The organism is Streptomyces sp. NPDC031418 (assembly GCF_055581605.1).
In genome coordinates, this window is the sequence record NZ_JBVIJC010000007.1 from 14,394 (window position 1) to 34,725 (window position 20,332).

A 20,332-nucleotide genomic window follows, 5' to 3' on the forward strand; every position below is an offset into this window, starting at 1 on the left:
GGTCTACTCTGGATCCGTGCCGGAGGACGTGGGGGGCACGCCGTTCCCTGACGGCTGGGAGCCCGACGACGACCACGACCACGGGGTGTCGGACGAAGAGTTCGCCTCCGTGGTCTTCGACGAGGCCTTCGTCCAGGCGGCCACGGTCCATGAGCCGACCGCCGTGGAACGCCTCGTGGCCGCCGCGCAGGCCAGAGCCGAGGCCTCCGAGGCGGAGGCCCGCCGCGCCCGCGCCCGAGGCGAGCGCTACGAGGAGCGGTACAGCCCCGACGGCACCGACCTCGGCCACGACCCGGACGACGACGACCTGGAGGACACCTTCCTCCTCGACCGTCCCTACGCCCCTTTCGGCCACGGCAAGCAGGTCCGCTGGCACCGCCCCGTCGCCTGGGTGCTCGCCGTCGTGATGGGCATCGGCATGGTCGCGCTGGCCTTCGCCGCGGTCTACCGGGGCTCCTCCGGCGGGACCCGCGACCGGGTGCCCGCCCACGCCCCCACCGGCCTGGAACAGGGCGCCGCCGCCACCCCCTCCGTGTCCGCCGACTCCGACCGGCCCGCCATCTCCGCCGTTCCGCGCTCGCCCTGAACCCCGGCCCCGCCGCCCGCGGGGAACCGGCGCCCGGCACCTGTTGAGAACCTGTCAGAAGTTGTCGGTACCAGGGCGTTTACCCGGGGCTCCCGAGACCTACTCTGAAAGTATGGGCGGGCCTGGAGACCCACCGGAGGGGACACCCGAGGGCGGCCCCGGAGGTGCGGAGGACGAATACCGATCCGTCGTCTTCGACGAGTCGTTCGTCCGCGCTGCCCGGCTCCGGGAGTACTCCGCCGAGGAGCGAATGGCCGACCGCGCCCCCGCCGTACGCCGCCGTCCGCCGCTGTCCCGCGGACTCACCCGGCAGCTCCTGGTCCTCGTGGTGCTGATCGCCGTCGCCTTCGCCACCGCGGTCTACATGGGCGTCCGCCACCCGTACGCCCCCGAGGCCCGGCGCCCGGTGCAGCCGCTGCGGATGACGGTCGTCCCGCTCGCCCCCCAGGGAACGGTGCCCGGAGACCCCGACGCCGAGCACCTGTACGCACACAGCCCCGCAGCGCAGTTCGAGATCGGCGCGGAGGGGATACCGCTGCCCGCCTCCCGCGCCACCGCGCACTTCTCCGAAAGCCAGATCGTGGCCGCGCTCAGCATCGCCAAGGACTACCTCGTCCGCTCCTCGCTCTACCCCGAGGTGCTCACCGGCCGGCAGACCGGCCCCGCCCGCGCCCTGATCGACCCCGACCAGCTCGACCAGTTCGAGCAGAGCTTCGCCCGCCCGGCGGCCGACGGACGGCACGCCCCGACCGGCTGGCTGGTCCGGCTCGACCCCTCCCGTGTCCAGCTGGCCGACGACCGCATCCGCGTCCAGGGCGACCTCACGGCCGTCGAGACCGACTCCGCGACGCTGGAGGTCACCGCCGACCACCTCTTCGTCTACGCCCTGCGCCCCGCCCACGCCGCCGCCGACGCGCCCGCCTCCCTCTTCATGGTCCGCCGCGAGCTGACCTTCCGCTTCGACCGCGACGACCTGCGCACCCGCCAGGCCCAGCTGGTCACGGCCCACACCCAGGCCGGCCCGCTGTCCTGCGCCGACGACTCCACCAGCTACCTGCGGCCCCTGCTGGCCGGCCAGACGGCCAGGGCGGGCGGCCCCGCGGGCACCAACCTCTACGACACGGACAACCCCCCGGCACTGTGCGGAACCCTGGCGCAGAGCACCCGCCCGACGGGCTGAACCGCTACTCGCCGTCCTCCGGCGGAGCGTCCGCGCCCTTGGCCGGGGGCGGGCTGGTGAAGCCGTTGAAACCGCGCCGGAACCGGCCGCCCAGCTCCCCCGCGCCGCCCGCGAGATCCGTGACCAGCTTCATCAGCGGATCCTTGGAGTCCTTCACATCGCTGGCGTAGCTCGCCGCAGACTCCCGGAAGGAGTCGCTGACCGAGGCGTCCGCGTCCTCGCTGCGCCGCGGGTAGTGACCGTCCATGAGCCGCTGGTAGTCCCGCGACTCGGACCACTTCTTCAGCTCGGCCGCCCGCACGGTGGTGAACGGGTGCGAGCGGGGCAGCACATTGAGGATCTTCAGCACCGAGTCCCGCAGATCGCCCCCGGAGTCGTACTCCTCGGCCTGCTCCAGGAACGCGTCCACGTTCATCTCGTGCAGATGATTGCCGCCCGCGATCTTCATCAGGCCCCGCATCGAGGCCTGGACGTCCTGGCCCACCAGCAGCCCGGCCCGGTCGGCGGACAGCTCCGACTTGCGGAACCACTCCCGCAGCGCCGTGACGATCGCCATGACCGCCAGATTGCCGAGCGGGATCCAGGCGACCCGCACCGCCAGGCTCGTCAGGAACAGCAGGATCGTGCGGTACACCGAGTGGCCGGACAGCGCGTGGCCCACCTCGTGGCCCACGACCGCCCGCATCTCCTCCTCGTCCAGCAGTTCCACGAGCCCGGTCGTCACCACGATGACCGGCTCGTCCAGCCCGATGCACATCGCGTTGGGCTGCGGATCCTGCGTGACGTACATCGGCGGGACCTTCTCCAGATCCAGGATGTAACAGGCGTCGAGCAGCATGTCGTGCAGATGCGTGAACTGCCGCTCGGAGACCCGCACCGAGTCGGACAGGAACAGCAGCCTGATGCTCCGCTCCGGCAGCAGCCCGCTGAGCGCCTTGAACACCGTGTCGAACCCGCTCAGCTTGCGCAGCGCGACCAGCGCCGAGCGGTCGGCCGGATGCTCGTACGCACGCGAGGAGATTCCCGGGAAGCGCCTGCGCTGCCGGCTGGGCACCCGCTCGTGCCCCGTCTGCTGGTGGCCGTCGTCGGACATGTCTTCCCCCATGTGCGTGTCAGAACCCGGTGCGCCCCCGAGGCAGGGCCCAGCCTAGGCCGAGTTACGGTGGACGGGCAGTACAGCCGAAGGAGTCCACGTGATGGAGCACCACCCCGCAGCCACCTGGCTGACCGAGGCCGCCGCGAGCGCCGTCCAGCAGCACGGGGCGGGGAATCTGCTCCGCATCGTCCTCGTCGTCATGGTCCTGGGCTGTGCACTGACCGCCTGGTTCCTGCTGCGCGGCTACAAGCGGAAGGACGACTGATCGCCGGGGAAAGTTCCCCGCCGCCGGCCCCGGGACGGGCACCGCTCCTCCCCAACGGCGGAGTCGGCGTGATCGCCTCGGGACCGCCCGCTTACGATGGGCCGACATCTTTATCCCGCCCACACGCGATAGGTCCTGCCGAAGATGAGCCTTCACAGCGCCGCAGCCCAGCTGGTCACCCTCGCCGAGAGCGAGGGCGGCAACCACAACAGCCTCAACCCGGCCGTCACCGGTGGCAGCGCCCTCGTCATCCTGCTGCTTCTGCTGTGGATCACCACCCGCTTCAACCGCGACCGCTGAGCCGCGAGGCCGTCCCCGGCAGGGAGCCCGAAGCCGGGCCGGTAGGGTCTGCACGCATGGGAGAGCAGGACATGCCTACCGGTCCGGCGCACGCGAGCGCCGAGAACGCCGAGACCACGGTCGAGCATCCGCAGTACCGGCAGTACCAGCCGGGCCACGGCCCCGCCCACGAGGGCAAGCGACGCCTGGGCGTCATGGGCGGCACCTTCGACCCGATCCACCACGGGCACCTGGTGGCGGCCAGTGAGGTCGCCGCGCAGTTCCAGCTGGACGAGGTGGTGTTCGTCCCCACCGGCCAGCCCTGGCAGAAGTCCCACCGCAAGGTCTCCCCGGCCGAGGACCGCTATCTGATGACGGTCATCGCCACCGCCGAGAACCCGCAGTTCTCCGTCAGCCGCATCGACATCGACCGCGGCGGCCCCACCTACACCGTCGACACCCTGCGGGACCTGCGCGCCCTCAACCCCGACACCGACCTCTTCTTCATCACCGGTGCCGACGCCCTCGCGCAGCTGCTGACCTGGCGCGACTCGGCGGAACTCTTCTCTCTCGCGCATTTCATCGGCGTCACCCGCCCCGGCCACCACCTGACCGACCCGGGCCTGCCGGAGGGCGGCGTCTCGCTCGTCGAGGTGCCGGCGCTGGCCATCTCCTCCACCGACTGCCGCGCGAGGGTCGCCAAGGGCGAACCCATCTGGTACATGGTGCCGGACGGGGTCGTGCGCTACATCGCCAAGCGCGAGCTGTACCGCGGCGAGTGAGCCGAGAGGGGCACCGGTGAACGAGCGATACGACGCGGGGTACGGGGACGGCCCTTACGAACTCGTCGGCTACGACGAGTACGGACAGCCCGTGTACCGGCAGGTCCCGGCACAGCAGGCACCGCAGCAGACCTACGACCCGTACGCCCAGCAGGGCGGCTACGGCTACGACCCCTACGCCACGGACCAGCAGCAGACCCCGTCGTACGGGTCCGGGCACCAGCCGTACGACCCCTACGGCTCGTCCCCGTACGACCCGTACGCCCCGCACGGCACCGGCGCCGGAACCGCCGCCGGCCCGCAGGGCGCACCCGGTCACGACCCCTACGGGCAGGCCGCGAGCAGCGGCCAGCAGCCCCGGGTCGCCGAACAGACCCCCTACATCCCGCAGCAGGCCGGCCCCGCGGAGGACCCGCCGGCCCCCGCGGAGACCGGGCACGCCCCCGGTGAACCGGACTACCGCACCGAGCAGTTCGCCTTCGTCGAGGAGCCGGACGGTGACTCCGAGGACGTCATCGACTGGCTGAAGTTCACCGAGAACCGCACCGAACGCCGCGAGGAGGCCCGCCGCCGCGCCCGCAGCCGGATCGTCGCCCTGCTCGTCGTCCTCGCCCTCGTGGCCGTCGGCGGCGTCGGCTACCTCTGGTACGCCGGAAAGCTGCCCGGCCTGTCGTCCTCCGGCGGCACGGCCGGCACCGGCACGCCCGTCGCCGCGCAGAAACGGGACGTGATCGTCGTCCATCTGCACAACACCGGCAAGGGCGGCACCTCCACCGTGCTGCTGGTCGACAACACCACCACCAAGCAGGGCACCACCGTCCTGCTGCCCAACTCCCTCGCCCTGACCGACGGCGACGGCTCCACCACCACCCTCGCCAAGTCCGTGGCCGACGACGGCTCCAGCGGCACCCGCGACCAGCTCGACACCGTCCTCGGCACCAGCATCCAGGGCACCTGGCGGCTGGACACCCCCTACCTCCAGAACCTGGTCGAACTGGTCGGCAACATCGACATCGACACCAACACGGACGTCCCCGACCCGGACAGCAAGAAGAAGGGCGCCGAGCCGCTCGTCCACAAGGGCACCGGCCAGACCCTCAGCGGCAAGATGGCCGTCGCCTACGCCACCTACCGCGCGCCCGGCGAGTCCCAGACCGCCCAGCTGGAGCGGTTCGGCCAGGTCGTGCAGGGCGTGCTGCGCAAGATGTCCTCCGACCCCTCCTCGGCCACCACGACCGTGCAGACCCTCGCGCAGATCCTCGACCCCTCGCTCACCGACAAGGACCTCGGCGCCTTCCTCGCCAAGCTCGCCGACCTCGCCAAGACCGGCGCGTACAAGACCGCCCTGCTGCCCGTGCAGGCCGACGGCACGCTGAGCGCCAGGACCAGCGACAGCGTGGTCAAGGACATCCTCGGCGGCGCCGCCAAGAGCCCCGACGCCGGCTCCGCGGTCCGGGTCTCCGTCCAGAACGCCACCGGTGTGAAGGACGACACCCAGAAGGCCCGCGTGGTCCTCCTCAACGGCGGCTTCACCTTCCTGGAGGGCGGCACCGCCGCCGGCACCGAGACCGCCTCCAAGGTCGTCTACGCGGACGCGGCGGACAAGGACAACGCCGCCGAGGTCGCCAAGACCCTCGGCCTGCCCGCCGCCTCGGTGACCAAGGGTTCCGTCTCCTCCGGTGCCGACGTCTCGGTGGTCCTCGGCCAGGACTACAAGCCGTCCTCGTCCTGAGCACGACCGGGGGCACCCCGGGTGACGCGGTAATCACCTGGGTGCCCCCGGCGGTCCGTGAGACCCTTGAGGTTCAGTGACCGCCGACGGAAAGCCATGTAGTGACCGCCACCGACCGTTCCCTTGAGCTCATCAACACCGCCGCCCAGGCGGCGGCCGACAAGCTCGCCCACGACGTCATCGCCTACGACGTCAGCGACGTCCTGTCGATCACGGACGCCTTCCTGCTGGCCTCCGCACCCAACGACCGCCAGGTCAAGGCCATCGTCGACGAGATCGAAGAGCGCCTCCAGAAGGAGCTCGGCGCCAAGCCGGTCCGCCGCGAGGGCGACCGCGACGCCCGCTGGATCCTGCTCGACTACGTCGACATCGTCGTCCATGTGCAGCACAGCGAGGAGCGGGTCTTCTACGCCCTGGAGCGGCTGTGGAAGGACTGCCCCGAGATCGAGCTGTCCGCCGACGCCAAGGCCACCCGCGGCAAGGCCGAGGAGCACGCCCGGATGCAGGCCGCCGAGGCCGACCAGGAGCCGGGCGGGGAGTGGTGATGAGCGCCACAGGTGAGGTGACCGACCGCACCGGCCGCGGCCGCCGCATCATCCTGTGGCGGCACGGCCAGACCTCGTGGAACGTGGAGCGCCGGTTCCAGGGCTCCACGGACGTCGAGCTGACCGAGGCCGGGCTCGGCCAGGCCCGCCGGGCCGCCCGGCTGCTCGCCTCCCTGCGCCCCGACGCGATCGTCTCCTCGGACCTCCAGCGGGCGGCGCGGACCGCCGCCGAGCTGGCCGAGCTCACCGGCCTCGACGTCACCCACGACGAAGGCCTCAGGGAGACGTACGCGGGCGTCTGGCAGGGGCTGACGCACGAGGAGATCCTCGCCCGCCACGGCGAGGAGTACACCGCCTGGAAGCGCGGCGAGCCGGTCCGCCGGGGCGGCGGCGAGCTGGAGACCGAGGTCGCCGACCGGGCGGCCCCCGTCGTCCTGCGGCACACCGAGAAGCTGCCCGAGAACGGCACCCTGGTCGTCGTCAGCCACGGCGGCACCATCCGCACCACCATCGGCCGGCTCCTCGGACTGGAGCCCCGGCACTGGGAGAGCCTCGGCGGCCTCTCCAACTGCTGCTGGTCCGTGCTCGGCGAGGGCGGCCGCGGCTGGCGCCTGCTGGAGCACAACGCGGGCACCCTCCCGGAGCCCGTCCTCGGCGACGACGACTGAGCGCCAGGAGCCTCCCGGACCCCGGATTTCACTTTCTGGCAGGTCGCAGGCTAAAGTTCTTCTTGTTCGCCCCGCCGAGCGGGAAGAACGCAAGGGGCTATAGCTCAGTTGGTAGAGCGCCTGCATGGCATGCAGGAGGTCAGGAGTTCAATTCTCCTTAGCTCCACAGTGAAGAAGATCCCGTCCCTCAGGGGGCGGGATCTTCTGCTGTCCGGCCTGTCCGCTGTCCGCGCCTGATTGAGTCGCCCGGGTCCCGCGCCCGTATACCTCCGCGGCGGCGCTCGCGGCGGGCGCCGTGTCCGGACCGGTACTGAGGCGTCGCTGACCGTATTGGCCCGGCCGTGGCAGAATCAAACGGCCGGAAGGGGGCGCGGCCCGACGGGAGGGAGTGGCGATGCCTGCGAGCATCCTCGAGGAGGGCGGCGACCTCCTCGGTGCAGCGTTGATACGGAACACGGCCACCCGGCTCGGCCGCCCTTCCTGGAGCTGATCGATGGGTGCACACAGGCGGAAGTGCGACTGGTGCGGCAGCGGCACGCCCATCGTGCGGGACATGGAGCCGATCAACCCCGACTACCAGTACTGGTGCGAGGAATGCGCGCGGGCGCTGATCATAAAAGGCGACCCCATCGAGACGTACCGGGAGCTGGAGGGCGAGCCGATCTACGGCCGCCTCCTCGAGGAGCACTGCACGCTCAAGAGGTTCTACTCGTTCGTCACGGCCTGACCTGCACGGTCTGCCCTGCGGGGCCTGACAAACCGGACATTGGTCGTCGAACGGGGGCGCGGAAGGAACGGATTTGGCGCTGCGCCGCAGGGCCTGTAATGTTTACGACGTCGCCGGGGGAACCGAGAGGGAAACCGGGCGGACAAACTAAACAAGGGGCTATAGCTCAGTTGGTAGAGCGCCTGCATGGCATGCAGGAGGTCAGGAGTTCAATTCTCCTTAGCTCCACAGAAATCGAAGGCGGACCATCCGATGGATGGTCCGCCTTCGGCGTGTTGGGGAATCGTCAGGCGCAGGTGTATGACGGCGGCGGGCCACCCGATCCGGGTGACCCGCCGTTCGTCGCTCAGCGGCCGAGCGCGCGCCGGCCACGGCCCTGCGAGAGCACCGGCAGATTGCGCGCCGGCGCCTGCCCGCGCGTGTCCTCCTCGATGCGCAGGGCCAGTGCCGGACAGCGGCGCACCGCGCGCAGTGCCTTCGCCTCCGCGTAGCGCGGCACCTGGGCCTGGGCGACGGTCGGGAAGCCGTCGGCGCCGAGTTCGAACACCTCGGGCAGGATGTCGGCGCACAGACCGTGGCCCCGGCACAGCGTCCAGTCGACGTAGATCTTCTGGCGGCTGGCGCCGGTCTCCTGGGGCTCTCCGCCGCCCGGGATGCCCGTGGGGGCCCTGCCCCCCTCGAAGAGCGGTAGAACGCCCTCCACGGGCCGTCCGCAGCCGTTGCCGAGGACATGGGCGGCCAGGTCGTCGGTGAACGCCTTGATGGTCGACTCCAGGAACATCGCCGAGCCGTCCGGGTGCGAACAGGCGCCGCGCCGCTTGACGTTCTTCGCGACCTGCTTGAGCGCCTCCAGGGCGGCCGGTCCGCCGCCGTTCAGGATGTCCTCCATGCCGCGCGCGGCGGCGGGCAGTCCGAGGTAGCAGGGGCCGCACTGGCCGGCGCTCTCCTCGGCCAGCCACTGCGCCACCCGCAGCGACTCGCCCAGCGGACAGGTCTCCTGGCTGATCGGCAGGATCGCGCCCGCCCCCAGTGAACCGCCCACCTGGTCCAGCGAGTTGCGGGAGACGATCGCCTCGTCGACGGTGGCCGCGTCGATCCACTTGCCGTGGTAGCCGCCGGTCAGCACCCCCTGCGGCACCGGCGGGGCGCCCGCCAGCTGGAGCACGTAGCGCAGCGGCACCCCCGTGGGGACCTCGATCACCATCGGGCGGGCGACCGCGCCGGAGACCGTCAGCATCACGGTGCCCGGTTCGTCGTACAGGCCGGTGTTGCCGTAGCGCTCCGGGCCGATGCGGGCGGCGATGGCCAGCTGGGCGAACGTCTCCGCGTTGGACAGCAGGGTGGGTGCGCCGCCCACGCCGCTCTGCGAGGCGCTGATCTTGCGGCCGGGCGGGATCGCCGGGCCGCCGTCGATCGAGCGGATCAGCGAGGCGGCGGCACCGGTGACCATCCGGACCGGATTGCGCTGCACCCATGCGCGCAGCGCCGATCGGCGGCTGTTGTTCAGACCCCGTTCGGCGAGCGCGGCCTCCATGGAGCGCTGGGTGGACTCCCGGGTGACGCCGATGACGAGGGTGCGCGCGCCCAGCGCCTCGGCGCACAGCAGCGCGCCGTCCAGGATCAGGTGCGGGGCGCGGTTGATCAGCACCGTGTCCTTGCGGCAGGCCGGCTCGTCCTCGCTGCCGTTGACGACCACGACCGGCCGTACCCCGCGCTTGATCGCCGACTCGGCGACCGAGCGCAGTTTCTTGTGGAAGGGGAAGCCCGCGCCGCCGCGGCCCCTGAGGTTGATGCGTTCGGCGAGCTGGGCGAGCTGTTCGCCGCCCAGCGGGTCGAGCGGCCCGTGCACCTTCAGGTGCATGGGCAGGTCGAGCCGTTCCACAAGGTCGAAACCCGATGTGAGCTGGGGAAGTCCGACGACGCGGACTTCGGGGACATCGGGCAGGGCCTCGTTCACTGGAAGCCTCCGGAAGGCGTGTTCCAAGGTTCGCCCGAACCCGGCGCGTCGAAGGACGTGCCGGAGAGTGTTTCGGTGGCGGGACCGCTGTCGTACGTGCTGCCCGCGTTGTACGTGCCGTAGCGGCCGTTTGTCTCACCGGTGTCGTACACATCACGTCCGCCGTATCCGGCGGCGCCCGGATTGCCATAGGCGGGGATGGTGTATCCGGTGTCCTGGAGCGGGTCGTACGCGGACGGCGGCGCCTCCCCGACCGGCGGCGGGGACGGGACCGGCCAGCTGCCGGCTGCGCCGGAGGGCGCGGCCGGCTCCGGCGGCAGATCCATGCGGGCGGTCCGGTCGGCCGCGAAGGACTGGGGAGCCCCGAAGGGCTGCTCGGAGCGGCCGCCGGGGACGGACACCGCGCGGTAGGCCGCCGCGAAGCCGGGGGCGGACCCGGGGGCCGGGGAGACGGGGGTCTGGTAGAGGGGGGAGGCCGCCGTGGCGGCGTCGGACAGTCCCGGCTCGCCGCGGCGCGGGAAGCCCGCGGGCGACTGCTCGGCCGCCCGCGACCGGCTCGCCTCCAGCTCCTCGATGCCGGGCGGTTCCGCGCTGCCGAACAGCGCCACCAGCCGGTTGGTGACCCTGCGCTTGAACGGGCGCGGGGCGGCGCGCAGCGCGAGGGCGGCCATGACCACGATCAGGGACAGCGCGTACAGGTAGGTGAAGAGCGGGCTCTTGACCGGGCGGCCCGCGTACAGGCCGTGCACCAGCGCCGCGCACCAGGCCGGGTAGGCCAGCATGTGCATCGCCCGCCAGCGGGCGGCGACCGGGGCGGGGGTGGCGAAGTTGCTGCGCAGGGCGCCGGTGACGCCCACGAAGATCATCAGCAGGCCGGCCAGCGAGCCCAGTCCGATCAGGCCGCCGATCCCGGTGACGCCCAGGGAGAACGGGATGATCGCGCCGATCAGCTGCGTGTGGTCGAGGGCGAGCTTGATGGTGATGTGCAGCAGGAGGAAGGCGATCGAGGCGACCGCGGTCGTGCGGTGCACGGCCTGGCCGATGATCCGCTGCCGGGTGTTGAGGAAGATCCGGTCCTGTGCGAACAGGCCCCAGATCACCGAGCAGCTCAGCGAGACCAGGCACATCACGCCCGCGCCGAAGTTGAGGAAATCGCGGAACTGGCTGCCTCCGACCAGCACGCTCACAGGTATCAGCAGCAGGACGACAGCCGTTGCCACCCCATAGGCCGAGCGGCCCGGTTTGGGGAGGGAGCTGGTACTACGACGAGGGTTCATGGGGGCAACTCCGAGCAGTTTCGGGAAAGCGGTCCCGCTGCCGAACTCTAGGTGGCGCCATACCGATCAGTACGGGGTTTCGGTTATTGCGCTGTTATCAACGGACAATCTGATGGGGTCGGCGTGGATGTATGGCATGTCCACAAGGGATACGGAAGCGCGTCGCGGCTTGCTCAAGGGCTGCGGTACCCTAACGCCATGCGTGCCGTACGCCTTCTGCTTAGCGGGCCGCGCTGATCAGTACCGACCCCCGGTCGAACCCGTGAGGTCGGCATCGGCGCGGCGTCCCCTCCTGTGCGAGGGGTTTTTTCGTTTCTTGGATGTCGCAGCCGCAGGCAGAGACGATCGATGGAGCTTTGAGGATCATGAGCGAGACGAACCCCGCCGGCACCGCCGAGGTGGCCGCGCCGCACCGCTACACGGCCGCCCTGGCAGCCGAGGTCGAGGCACGCTGGCAGGACTTCTGGGACGCCGACGGCACCTACGCTGCGCCGAACCCCAAGGGTGATCTGGCGGGCGACCCGGAGCTGGCCGCCCGGCCCAAGAAGTTCATCATGGACATGTTCCCGTACCCCTCCGGCGCCGGCCTGCACGTCGGCCACCCGCTGGGCTACATCGCCACCGACGTCTTCGCCCGCTTCCAGCGCATGACCGGCCACAACGTCCTGCACACCCTGGGCTTCGACGCCTTCGGCCTGCCCGCCGAGCAGTACGCCGTGCAGACCGGCACGCACCCGCGGGTCTCCACCGAGGCCAACATCGAGAACATGAAGGCCCAGCTGCGCCGGCTGGGCCTGGGCCACGACAAGCGCCGGTCCTTCGCCACGATCGACCCGGACTACTACAAGTGGACCCAGTGGATCTTCCTCCAGATCTTCAACTCCTGGTACGACACGGAGGCGAAGAAGGCCCGCCCGATCTCCGAGCTGGTCGCCCAGTTCGAGTCCGGTGAGCGCGCGATCCCGGGCACCACGCGCGCGTGGGGCGAGCTGACCGCCGCCGAGCGCTCCGACGTCCTGGGCGAGTACCGGCTGGCCTACGCCTCCGACGCGCCGGTCAACTGGTGCCCCGGCCTGGGCACCGTGCTGGCCAACGAGGAGGTCACCGCCGACGGCCGCTCCGAGCGCGGCAACTACCCGGTCTTCAAGTCCAAGCTGCGCCAGTGGAACATGCGCATCACGGCCTACGCCGACCGGCTGCTGGAGGACCTGGAGGAGCTGGACTGGCCCGAGGCCATCAAGCTCCAGCAGCGCAACTGGATCGGCCGCAGCGAGGGCGCCCGGATCGACTTCCCGATCGACGGCGAGCACATCACGGTCTTCACCACCCGCCAGGACACCCTGTTCGGCGCCACCTACATGGTGCTGGCGCCCGAGCACCCGCTGGTCGAGAAGTTCACCCCGGAGGCCTGGCCCGAGGGCACCCACCCGGTGTGGACCGGCGGTCACGCCACCCCGGCCGAGGCCGTCGCCGCCTACCGCGCGCAGGCCGCCGCCAAGTCCGACGTCGAGCGCCAGGCCGAGGCCAAGGACAAGACCGGCGTCTTCACCGGCGCGTACGCGACCAACCCGGTCAACGGCGAGCAGGTCCCCGTCTTCATCGCCGACTACGTCCTGATGGGCTACGGCACCGGCGCGATCATGGCCGTCCCGGCGCACGACACGCGTGACTTCGCCTTCGCGCGCGCCTTCGAGCTGCCGATCCGCTGTGTGGTCGAGCCGAGCGACGGCCGCTCCACCGACCCGTCCACCTGGGACGACGCCTTCGCCTCCTACGACGCGAAGATCGTCAACTCGGCGAGCGACGAGGTGTCCCTGGACGGCCTGGGCGTCGTCGAGGCCAAGGCCCGCATCACCGAGTGGCTCCAGGGCAAGGGCATCGGCGAGGGCACCGTCAACTTCCGCCTGCGCGACTGGCTGTTCAGCCGCCAGCGCTACTGGGGCGAGCCCTTCCCGATCGTCTACGACGAGGACGGCGTCGCCCACGCGCTGCCCGAGTCGATGCTGCCGCTGGAGCTGCCCGAGGTCGAGGACTACAGCCCGCGCACCTTCGACCCGGACGACGCGGACACCCAGCCCGAGACGCCGCTGTCGCGCAACGAGGACTGGGTCAACGTCACCCTGGACCTGGGCGACGGCCCGAAGAAGTACCGCCGCGAGACCAACACCATGCCCAACTGGGCCGGCTCCTGCTGGTACGAGTTCCGCTACCTGGACCCGCACAACGCCGGACAGCTGGTTGACCCCGAGATCGAGCAGTACTGGATGGGCCCGCGCGAGGGCCGGCCGCACGGCGGTGTCGACCTGTACGTCGGCGGCGCCGAGCACGCCGTGCTGCACCTGCTGTACGCGCGCTTCTGGTCCAAGGTCCTCTTCGACCTGGGGCACGTCTCCTCCGCGGAGCCGTTCCACAAGCTGTTCAACCAGGGCATGATCCAGGCCTACGTCTACCGCGACAGCCGGGGCATCGCGGTGCCCGCCGCCGAGGTCGAGGAGCGGGACGGCGCCTACTACCACCAGGGCGAGCAGGTCAGCCGGCTGCTGGGCAAGATGGGCAAGTCCCTGAAGAACGCGGTGACGCCGGACGAGATCTGCGCCGAGTACGGCGCCGACACCCTGCGCCTGTACGAGATGGCCATGGGCCCGCTGGACGTCTCCCGCCCGTGGGACACCCGCGCGGTGGTCGGCCAGTTCCGGCTGCTCCAGCGGCTGTGGCGCAACATCGTCGACGAGAACACCGGCGAGGTGACGGTGGTGGACTCGGCGCCCGACGAGGACACGCTGCGCGCCCTGCACAAGGCGATCGACGGCGTCCGCCAGGACCTGGAGGGCCTGCGCTTCAACACCGCCATCGCGAAGATCACCGAGCTGAACAACCACCTGACCAAGGCGGGTACGGCCGTGCCGCGTGCGGTCGCCGAGCCGCTGGTGCTGATGGTCGCCCCGCTGGCCCCGCACATCGCCGAGGAGCTGTGGCGCAGGCTGGGCCACACCGACTCGGTCGTCCACCAGGACTTCCCGGTCGCCGACCCGGCGTACGTCGTGGACGAGACCGTGACCTGTGTGGTGCAGATCAAGGGCAAGGTCAAGGCGCGGCTGGAGGTGCCGCCGGCCATCTCCGAGGAGGAGCTGGAGAAGGTGGCGCTGGCCGACGAGAAGGTCGTCGCGGCACTGGCCGGCGCGGGCATCCGCAAGGTGATCGTGCGCGCGCCGAAGCTGGTGAACATCGTTCCGGCGTAGCGCAGGGCCCGCCGCGGCTCGGGTCCTCCGGAGTGGGACGGAGGGCTTCCGCTCGCTCCGGCCCGGCGTGACGGCCGGGGTGCCGGCCGACTCGGGGTAGTCCCCTACGGGCAGGTTCGGGGTTCTTCTGGAACTCCGGGCCTGCCCGCTGCGTTTACCGTGGAGAGCGCAGCGGCTTGCGTCGTGCCAGCCGTACCGGTCGGAGGAGGAGCGTCATGGAAGCAGTGTTCGCCGTGTTGGCCCTGCTCTTCCTGCTCTTCGTGGGTCTGGGCACGTACGCCACGGTCAAGGCGGTGGGCGCGGCCAAACGCGGAGTGGACCGCACCATCGCACAGGCCCGCCGCACGGTCGAGGACCACACCCTGCGCGCCAAGTCCTTCGCCCAGATCGGACCGGCCGCCGAGATCGCCCAGCTGCGGCTCGCCCTGCGCACCTCGATGCGCGCCACCCAGGACGCGCTGGCGGCGGGCGTGGCCGAGGACGAGTCGCTGAAGGAGTCCGTGGGCCTCTTCGAGCGGCTCAGCGGACACGGACAGGTGCTGGACGCCGATCTGAAGCGCCTGGAGTCCGAGCCGGACCGGGCCACGCTCGCCGCCCGCCTGCCCGACCTGCGCGTCCGCACCGAGCGCATCACCACGTCCGCGGACTCGCTGCGCTGGGCGGTCCGGGACCGGGCCCGCCGGTTCGCCGAGGACGACCTCGACGCGCTCAGCAGCCAGATCGGCATCGAAGCGGACGCCTTGCGCCACTGGGCGCCGGCCGAGCCCGCGCAGACCTCCACGCCACGGCGCGAGGCGCCCGAGGTCACCCCGCCGACGCCGCGGCCCACCTACCCCTGGCAGAAGAAGCAGCCCCGCCCGGAGAGCACCGCATGAGCGGCCCACTGCAAAGGCACACGAAAGGGGCCGGGCTGCCGCGTGCCCGCCACGCCAGGTAACCTCCAGCTCATGTCCCGCCATGTCGCGATCGTCACCGATTCAACGGCCTACCTGCCGCCCCGGACGATGGAGCACCATGGCATCACCGCGGTACCCCTGACCGTGGTCCTCGGCGACCGGGCGCTCGAAGAGGGCACCGAGATCTCGACCCGTTCGCTGGCCCAGGCGCTTCAGAAGCGGCGCCCGGTCACCACCTCCCGCCCCGGCCCCGAGGTGTTCGCGGAGACCTACCGCAGGGTCGCCGAGTCCGGCGCGGGCGGCATCGTCTCCCTGCACCTGTCCGCCGAACTGTCCGGCACCTACGACGCGGCGGTCATCGCGGCCCGGGAGGCGCCGGTGCCCGTGCGGGTCGTGGACACCGGGATGGTCGCGATGGCCCTCGGCTTCTGCGCGCTCGCCGCGGCCGAGGTGGCGGAGTCCGGCGGCACGGTGGACGAGGCCGTCACGGCCGCCGAGAAACGGGCCGCGGGCACCTCCGCCTACTTCTACGTCGACACGCTCGACTATCTGCGCCGCGGCGGCCGCATCGGAACCGCCCAGGCCCTGCTCGGCTCCGCGCTCGCCGTGAAACCCCTGCTCCAGCTGGACGGTGGCCGCATCGACTTGCTCGAAAAGGTCCGCACGGCCTCCAGGGCGATCGCCCGGCTGGAGGAGATCGCCGCGGAGCGGGCGGGCACTGCCGTGGTGGACATCGCCGTCCACCATCTCGCCGCCCCCGACCGCGCCGCCGCCCTCGCCGACCGGCTGCGGGCCCGGGTCCCGGGCCTGGCCGACCTGCATGTCAGCGAGGTCGGTGCGGTGATCGGGGCACACACCGGCCCCGGACTGCTGGGAGCGGTGGTCTCACCCCGCTGACCCCGGTGGGCACGGGGTTCCGGCCGGTGCCCGCGGGTTCCGGCCCGTGTCCGCGGGTTCCGGTTCACTCGTGCGGGTGGCGGAGTTTTCCACAACGGGGTGGTTCTCCCCGGGAATTGACCAAGATCATCGCGAATCGGCGGGATGACCCATCCTCGTCGCATGGCACTTCGATCACGCTCCCGCAGCACTCGTGCGACCAGCGGTCCCGGCCGCGCTCCCGGCTCCGACGGCCGGCACGGCGACGGTCTCCGTCTCCGACATCGCCCCGGCACCGATCGACGCCGCTCCCGCCACCGCCCGCCCGCACCGGCCGAGGAACTGCGCCGCCGGGCGGAACTCCTCTTCGGCGAACGAGCCGCGCACTGGCGGGAGTCGGGGAACGCACCACCGGACGCGGAGGCGCCCGCGCAGCCGGCGGCGGCGACCGCGACGGCCACCGGCTCGGTGCCGGGGATGGGCCGGAGAGGGAAGGCGCCCACGGCTGACGCCGAACCGGCTGATGCCGAACAGGTCGGCCGAGAGCCCCGGTTGGCGCCGGAACAACCCCTCGCCGTGGGGCTGCGCCAGCGCCTGGGGCCGGCGGTGCGGGAGCGGATGCCGGTCTGGTTGCAGACACGGTGCGCGGTGGAGCGCAGGGGAGTCATGGCGCTCGCGGTGGTGCTGGTGGCCGCGGCCGGGTTCGCCGCACAGCAGTACTGGACGGGGAGGACCGAGACCGTCAGCGCCCCCCAGGTGGTGCGCGCCGAGACGTCCACGAGGAGGAGCGACGAGGCGAAGCCCGGTGGTGTCACCGGCGCCCCGGTGACGCCGGGCGGGCAGATCGTCGTGGACGTCAGCGGCAAGGTCCGCAAGCCGGGCATCCAGCGGCTGCCGGCCGGCTCCCGGGTGGCCGACGCGCTGCGGGCGGCCGGCGGTGTCCGCCCGGGCACGGACATCGCAGGGCTCAACCGGGCCCGCTTCCTGGTCGACGGCGAACAGGTCGCCGTCGGGGCACCCGCCGCGGTGCCGGTGCCCGCGGGCCCGCCCGGCGGAGCGGCCACAAGCCCGGCGGGCGCGGGACCGGCGACCCCCGTCTCCCTCAACACGGCCACGGCGGACCAGCTCGACACCCTGCCCGGCGTCGGCCCGGTGCTGGCCCGGCACATCCTCGACTACCGCACCCAGCACGGCGGTTTCCGCTCGGTGGACGAGCTGCGCGAGGTCAACGGCATCGGCGACCGCCGCTTCGGCGATCTGCGGAATCTGGTACGGCCATGATCCGGACGCACAACGGCGGACCGCCGGAGACCGACGGGCGGGGCAGCGCGGGCGCCGGACGGGGCCGGGCCGCATCCCGGGGCGCCCCAGGCGCCGGACAGGGGCGGAGGGCATCGCGGGGCACCGCGGGCGCCGGACAGGGGCGGAGGGCGTCGCGGGGCACCGCGGGCGCCGGACAGGGGCGGAGGGCGTCGCGGGGCACCGCGGGCGCCGGACATGAGCCACGCGGGCCGGTGGACGGCGGCCATAAGCCACGTAGGCCGGCGGACGACGAGCGGCGCAGGCCGGTGGACGGCGATCCGGCGGGCCCCATGGATCTGCGCCTGGTGCCGCCCGCACTCGCAGCCTGGCTGACGGCGGCCCTGACGCTGGACGCGCCGGCGGGCTGGACCGCCGGGATCGTGGCTGGCTGTCTGATCGGCGGAGCCGTGCTGCTGGCGACGCGGCACATCGGACAAGGGGGAGCCGCCCGGCCCGGCCAGAGGGGAGCTGCCCGGTACGGCCACAGGGCGGAAGCGGCGCCGAGGGCACGGGGGCGGCTCGCCTGGGCCCGGACCTCGGCCGCGGCGGTGCTGCTCTGCGCCGCCGCCGCTGCCGCCTCCGCCGGGCTGCACGGGGCGGACGTACGGCGTGGGCCGGTGCCGGAGCTGGCCCGGCGGTTCGCGACCGTGACCGCGGAGGTCGAGGTGAGCGGCGACCCCTGGCTGAGCAGGCCCCGGGTGCGCGGCGACCACACGGCACCGGTCGCGGTGCTGGCCCGGGCCGAGGTGCTGTGTGTCGAGGAAAGGGACGGAAGGAGGACGCGGACCCGGAGTCCGGTGCTGTTGGTCGTCGACGGAGGCGTCCCGGCACCGACGCGGAGCGGCGGCCGGGAGGTGCCGGAGGGAACAGACGGGCGGAGTTCCGGGTGGCCGGCGGGTCCGGCCGGACCGGGCGTGCAGCGCGGACGTGCCGGGTGGCTGGGGGTGCTGCCGTCCACGCGGCTGCGGGTCACCGGGCGGCTGGCGCCGGCTCTGGCGGGCGGTGACCGCACCGCCGCCGTGCTGCGGGTGCGCGGCCGACCGGGGCCACGGATCGTGGCGGGACCGAGCGGGCCGCAGCGGCTCGCCGGGCGTCTCAGGGCCGGGCTGCGGGAGGCCACGGACGGCCTACCGGGGGATGCGCGGGCGCTGCTTCCCGGGCTCGTCGTCGGGGACACCTCGGGGATCACACCGGAGCTGGAGGCGGCCTTCGAGGAGACGGACCTGGCGCACACCCTCGCCGTCTCCGGCAGCAACCTCACCGTCCTGCTCGCCCTGCTCGTCGGGCCGCCCGGCCTGGCCCGGCTGGCCGAGCGCCGCGGTCTGGCCCCGCGCCTCGGCCTCTCCCTGCGGACGACCGCCGTGCTCGCCGGGGGACTCACGCTGGGGTTCGTGATCGTGTGCCGCCCCGACCCCAGCGTGCTGCGGGCCGCCGCCTGCGGGGTGGTCGCCCTGCTGGCCCTGGCCACCGGTCGCCGCAGATCCCTGGTCCCGGCGCTGGCGGCGGCCGTCCTGCTGCTGGTGCTGTACGACCCGTCGCTGGCCCGGAGTTACGGCTTCCTGCTCTCCGTGCTGGCCACCGGGGCGCTGCTGGTCCTGGCGCCGGGCTGGTGCGAGGCGCTGCGCCGGCGCCGGGTGCCGCCGCGGCTCGCCGAGGCGCTCGCGGCGGCCGCCGCCGCGCAGCTGGTGTGCGCGCCGGTCGTGGCGGTGCTGTCGGCCCGGGTGAGCCTGGTGGCGGTGCCGTGCAATCTGCTGGCCGAGATGGCGGTGGCACCGGCCACGGTGCTGGGGTTCGCGGCGCTCGGGCTGGCGCCGGTGGCGATGCCCGTGGCCAAGGCGCTGGCCTGGGGCGCGGGTTGGCCCGCCGGCTGGATCGCCGGGGTGGCGCGCAGCGGAGCGGCGCTTGCGGGCGCCGGGGTGGACTGGCCGGGGAGCTGGGCCGGGGCGCTGTTGCTGGCGGTGGTCTCCGGGGCGGTTGTGCTGGCCGGGCGGCGTCTGCTCCGGCACCCGTGGTGGTGCGGGCTGCTCGGGCTGGTGCTCGTGCTGGTGGTGGTCCGGCCGGTGCCGCTGACCCGGGTGATCACGGGCTGGCCGCCGCCCGGCTGGCGGTTCGCGATGTGCGACGTCGGGCAGGGCGACGCGACGGTGCTGGCGGCGGGCGACGGAGCCGGAGTGGTGGTGGACGCCGGACCCGATCCCGCGGCCGTGGACCGCTGTCTGCGCCGGCTCGGCATCACCCGCATCCCGCTCCTCGTCCTCACCCACTTCCACGCCGACCATGTGACGGGGCTGCCCGGGGTGCTGCGGGGCCGCTCGGTCGCCGCCATCGAGACCACGGGGCTCGCCGAACCCGCGGACGAGGCCGAGTTCGTCCGCAGGGAGGCGGCCGCCCGGCACATCCCGGTCACCCGGGCGGCGACGGGGGAGGAGGGGCGCACCGGCCCGCTCGCCTGGCGGGTCCTGTGGCCGCCGCCGGGCACCGGGTCGCCGACAGGCCCATGGCTACCGCCGTCCTGGCCGGGCGCCGTCCCGGAACCGGACGGTCCCAACGACGCCAGCGTGGCGCTGCTCGTCCGCACCGGCGGACTGCGGCTGCTCCTGCTCGGCGACCTCGAACCCCCGGCCCAGGAGGCCCTGCTGAACTCCCCGGAAGCGGCCGAGCTGGCCGGGGTGGACGTCCTGAAAGTGGCCCATCACGGCTCGGCGTACCAGGATCCGCGGCTCCTCGGGCTGGCCGCCCCCCGCCTGGCCCTCATCAGCTGCGGAACCGGCAACCCCTACGGCCACCCGGCCCCCTCGACCGTGGCCGCACTACGGGCCGCAGGAGCGAGGGTGCTCCGCACCGACCAGGACGGTGCCCTCGCGGTCGGCGGTCCGTCGGGGGCGGGAGGGGAGGTGCGGGTGGTGCGGGGCTGAGACTGGGGGT

General features: G+C 72.6%; 17 protein-coding genes, 2 tRNA genes and 1 pseudogene. 16 read left to right on the top strand and 4 right to left on the bottom strand.

The features are described 5' to 3' along the window. The first annotated feature begins 16 nt into the window (after positions 1 to 16). Together ACZ5CZ_RS10985 and ACZ5CZ_RS10990 are read left to right on the top strand one after the other, a co-directional pair. Positions 17 to 586, top strand: coding sequence for an SCO2584 family spore wall biosynthesis protein (locus tag ACZ5CZ_RS10985; protein WP_468941461.1), 570 nt, complete (start codon positions 17 to 19; stop codon positions 584 to 586). A 112-nt stretch (positions 587 to 698) separates the two neighbouring features. Then, positions 699 to 1,766, top strand: coding sequence for an SCO2583 family membrane protein (locus ACZ5CZ_RS10990; protein WP_385844598.1), 1,068 nt, complete (start codon positions 699 to 701; stop codon positions 1,764 to 1,766). A gap of 4 nt (positions 1,767 to 1,770) precedes the next feature. Here ACZ5CZ_RS10990 and ACZ5CZ_RS10995 read toward each other — a convergent pair whose 3' ends face one another. Next, positions 1,771 to 2,859, bottom strand: a complete 1,089-nt coding sequence (locus tag ACZ5CZ_RS10995) for a M48 family metallopeptidase (protein ID WP_468941464.1) — start codon at positions 2,857 to 2,859, stop codon at positions 1,771 to 1,773. Positions 2,860 to 2,962: 103 nt separating this feature from the next. Between ACZ5CZ_RS10995 and ACZ5CZ_RS11000 the strand changes: the two genes are divergently transcribed. The 8 genes from ACZ5CZ_RS11000 to ACZ5CZ_RS11035 all read left to right on the top strand — a co-directional run bounded on the left by ACZ5CZ_RS11000 (position 2,963) and on the right by ACZ5CZ_RS11035 (position 7,860). Beyond that, a complete protein-coding gene (locus tag ACZ5CZ_RS11000) occupies positions 2,963 to 3,127 on the top strand; it encodes a hypothetical protein (RefSeq protein ID WP_385844601.1) in 165 nt (54 codons plus the stop codon). Between the two features lie 144 nt (positions 3,128 to 3,271). Next, positions 3,272 to 3,427: a hypothetical protein gene (locus tag ACZ5CZ_RS11005; protein WP_385844602.1), complete on the top strand. Its 156-nt coding sequence runs from the start codon at positions 3,272 to 3,274 to the stop codon at positions 3,425 to 3,427. 56 nt (positions 3,428 to 3,483) lie between these two features. Beyond that, positions 3,484 to 4,188 (top strand): nicotinate-nucleotide adenylyltransferase, encoded by a 705-nt coding sequence (nadD, locus tag ACZ5CZ_RS11010; protein WP_385844604.1) that lies wholly within the window; start codon positions 3,484 to 3,486, stop codon positions 4,186 to 4,188. Between the two features lie 16 nt (positions 4,189 to 4,204). Continuing rightward, the gene (locus ACZ5CZ_RS11015) at positions 4,205 to 5,920 is read left to right on the top strand and encodes an LCP family protein (RefSeq protein ID WP_385844605.1); all 1,716 of its coding nucleotides are present in this window, start codon (positions 4,205 to 4,207) and stop codon (positions 5,918 to 5,920) included. Positions 5,921 to 6,021: 101 nt separating this feature from the next. Then, a complete protein-coding gene (rsfS, locus tag ACZ5CZ_RS11020; RefSeq protein WP_385844606.1) occupies positions 6,022 to 6,465 on the top strand; it encodes a ribosome silencing factor in 444 nt (147 codons plus the stop codon). Next, the gene (locus ACZ5CZ_RS11025; RefSeq protein ID WP_385844608.1) at positions 6,465 to 7,133 is read left to right on the top strand and encodes a histidine phosphatase family protein; all 669 of its coding nucleotides are present in this window, start codon (positions 6,465 to 6,467) and stop codon (positions 7,131 to 7,133) included. The genes rsfS and ACZ5CZ_RS11025 overlap by 1 nt, the downstream gene beginning before the upstream one ends. Positions 7,134 to 7,226: 93 nt before the next feature. Beyond that, a tRNA-Ala gene (locus ACZ5CZ_RS11030) sits at positions 7,227 to 7,299 on the top strand. Between the two features lie 327 nt (positions 7,300 to 7,626). Continuing rightward, positions 7,627 to 7,860 (top strand): hypothetical protein, encoded by a 234-nt coding sequence (locus tag ACZ5CZ_RS11035; protein ID WP_006136074.1) that lies wholly within the window; start codon positions 7,627 to 7,629, stop codon positions 7,858 to 7,860. A 9-nt stretch (positions 7,861 to 7,869) separates the two neighbouring features. Here the strand turns inward: ACZ5CZ_RS11035 and ACZ5CZ_RS11040 are convergent. Further along, a pseudogene (locus ACZ5CZ_RS11040) lies at positions 7,870 to 7,950 on the bottom strand (hypothetical protein); the annotation flags it as partial. Positions 7,951 to 8,015: 65 nt separating this feature from the next. On the opposite strand from ACZ5CZ_RS11040, the gene ACZ5CZ_RS11045 reads away from it, so the two are divergent. Then, positions 8,016 to 8,088, top strand: a tRNA-Ala gene (locus ACZ5CZ_RS11045). A gap of 118 nt (positions 8,089 to 8,206) precedes the next feature. On the opposite strand, the gene ACZ5CZ_RS11050 is transcribed toward ACZ5CZ_RS11045, so the two are convergent. Beyond that, positions 8,207 to 9,817: an NADH-ubiquinone oxidoreductase-F iron-sulfur binding region domain-containing protein gene (locus ACZ5CZ_RS11050; RefSeq protein WP_385844609.1), complete on the bottom strand. Its 1,611-nt coding sequence runs from the start codon at positions 9,815 to 9,817 to the stop codon at positions 8,207 to 8,209. Further along, entirely contained in the window at positions 9,814 to 11,094 is a 1,281-nt protein-coding gene (locus tag ACZ5CZ_RS11055; RefSeq protein WP_468941472.1) for a cytochrome b/b6 domain-containing protein, read from the bottom strand. The genes ACZ5CZ_RS11050 and ACZ5CZ_RS11055 overlap by 4 nt, the downstream gene beginning before the upstream one ends. 365 nt (positions 11,095 to 11,459) lie before the next feature. Here ACZ5CZ_RS11055 and leuS point away from each other — a divergent pair, with 365 nt between their 5' ends. The 5 genes from leuS to ACZ5CZ_RS11080 all read left to right on the top strand — a co-directional run bounded on the left by leuS (position 11,460) and on the right by ACZ5CZ_RS11080 (position 20,322). Next, positions 11,460 to 14,333 (top strand): leucine--tRNA ligase, encoded by a 2,874-nt coding sequence (leuS, locus tag ACZ5CZ_RS11060; RefSeq protein WP_468941475.1) that lies wholly within the window; start codon positions 11,460 to 11,462, stop codon positions 14,331 to 14,333. Between the two features lie 215 nt (positions 14,334 to 14,548). Further along, a complete protein-coding gene (locus ACZ5CZ_RS11065; protein WP_385844613.1) occupies positions 14,549 to 15,208 on the top strand; it encodes a hypothetical protein in 660 nt (219 codons plus the stop codon). Positions 15,209 to 15,280: 72 nt separating this feature from the next. Further along, the gene (locus ACZ5CZ_RS11070) at positions 15,281 to 16,126 is read left to right on the top strand and encodes a DegV family protein (RefSeq protein WP_385844614.1); all 846 of its coding nucleotides are present in this window, start codon (positions 15,281 to 15,283) and stop codon (positions 16,124 to 16,126) included. 162 nt (positions 16,127 to 16,288) lie between these two features. Further along, positions 16,289 to 17,386 (top strand): ComEA family DNA-binding protein, encoded by a 1,098-nt coding sequence (locus ACZ5CZ_RS11075; protein ID WP_468941480.1) that lies wholly within the window; start codon positions 16,289 to 16,291, stop codon positions 17,384 to 17,386. 311 nt (positions 17,387 to 17,697) lie between these two features. Continuing rightward, positions 17,698 to 20,322: a ComEC/Rec2 family competence protein gene (locus ACZ5CZ_RS11080; RefSeq protein ID WP_468941483.1), complete on the top strand. Its 2,625-nt coding sequence runs from the start codon at positions 17,698 to 17,700 to the stop codon at positions 20,320 to 20,322. Positions 20,323 to 20,332 lie beyond the last annotated feature (10 nt).

Coding starts and splice junctions, on each gene's coding strand:
- ACZ5CZ_RS10990 (WP_385844598.1), top strand. CDS start 699: ATGGGCGGGCCTGGAGACCCACCGGAGGGGACACCCGAGGGCGGCCCC.
- ACZ5CZ_RS10995 (WP_468941464.1), bottom strand. CDS start 2,859: ATGTCCGACGACGGCCACCAGCAGACGGGGCACGAGCGGGTGCCCAGC.
- ACZ5CZ_RS11000 (WP_385844601.1), top strand. CDS start 2,963: ATGGAGCACCACCCCGCAGCCACCTGGCTGACCGAGGCCGCCGCGAGC.
- ACZ5CZ_RS11005 (WP_385844602.1), top strand. CDS start 3,272: ATGAGCCTTCACAGCGCCGCAGCCCAGCTGGTCACCCTCGCCGAGAGC.
- nadD (WP_385844604.1), top strand. CDS start 3,484: ATGGGAGAGCAGGACATGCCTACCGGTCCGGCGCACGCGAGCGCCGAG.
- ACZ5CZ_RS11025 (WP_385844608.1), top strand. CDS start 6,465: ATGAGCGCCACAGGTGAGGTGACCGACCGCACCGGCCGCGGCCGCCGC.
- ACZ5CZ_RS11035 (WP_006136074.1), top strand. CDS start 7,627: ATGGGTGCACACAGGCGGAAGTGCGACTGGTGCGGCAGCGGCACGCCC.
- ACZ5CZ_RS11055 (WP_468941472.1), bottom strand. CDS start 11,094: ATGAACCCTCGTCGTAGTACCAGCTCCCTCCCCAAACCGGGCCGCTCG.
- leuS (WP_468941475.1), top strand. CDS start 11,460: ATGAGCGAGACGAACCCCGCCGGCACCGCCGAGGTGGCCGCGCCGCAC.
- ACZ5CZ_RS11065 (WP_385844613.1), top strand. CDS start 14,549: ATGGAAGCAGTGTTCGCCGTGTTGGCCCTGCTCTTCCTGCTCTTCGTG.
- ACZ5CZ_RS11070 (WP_385844614.1), top strand. CDS start 15,281: ATGTCCCGCCATGTCGCGATCGTCACCGATTCAACGGCCTACCTGCCG.
- ACZ5CZ_RS11075 (WP_468941480.1), top strand. CDS start 16,289: ATGGCACTTCGATCACGCTCCCGCAGCACTCGTGCGACCAGCGGTCCC.
- ACZ5CZ_RS11080 (WP_468941483.1), top strand. CDS start 17,698: ATGGATCTGCGCCTGGTGCCGCCCGCACTCGCAGCCTGGCTGACGGCG.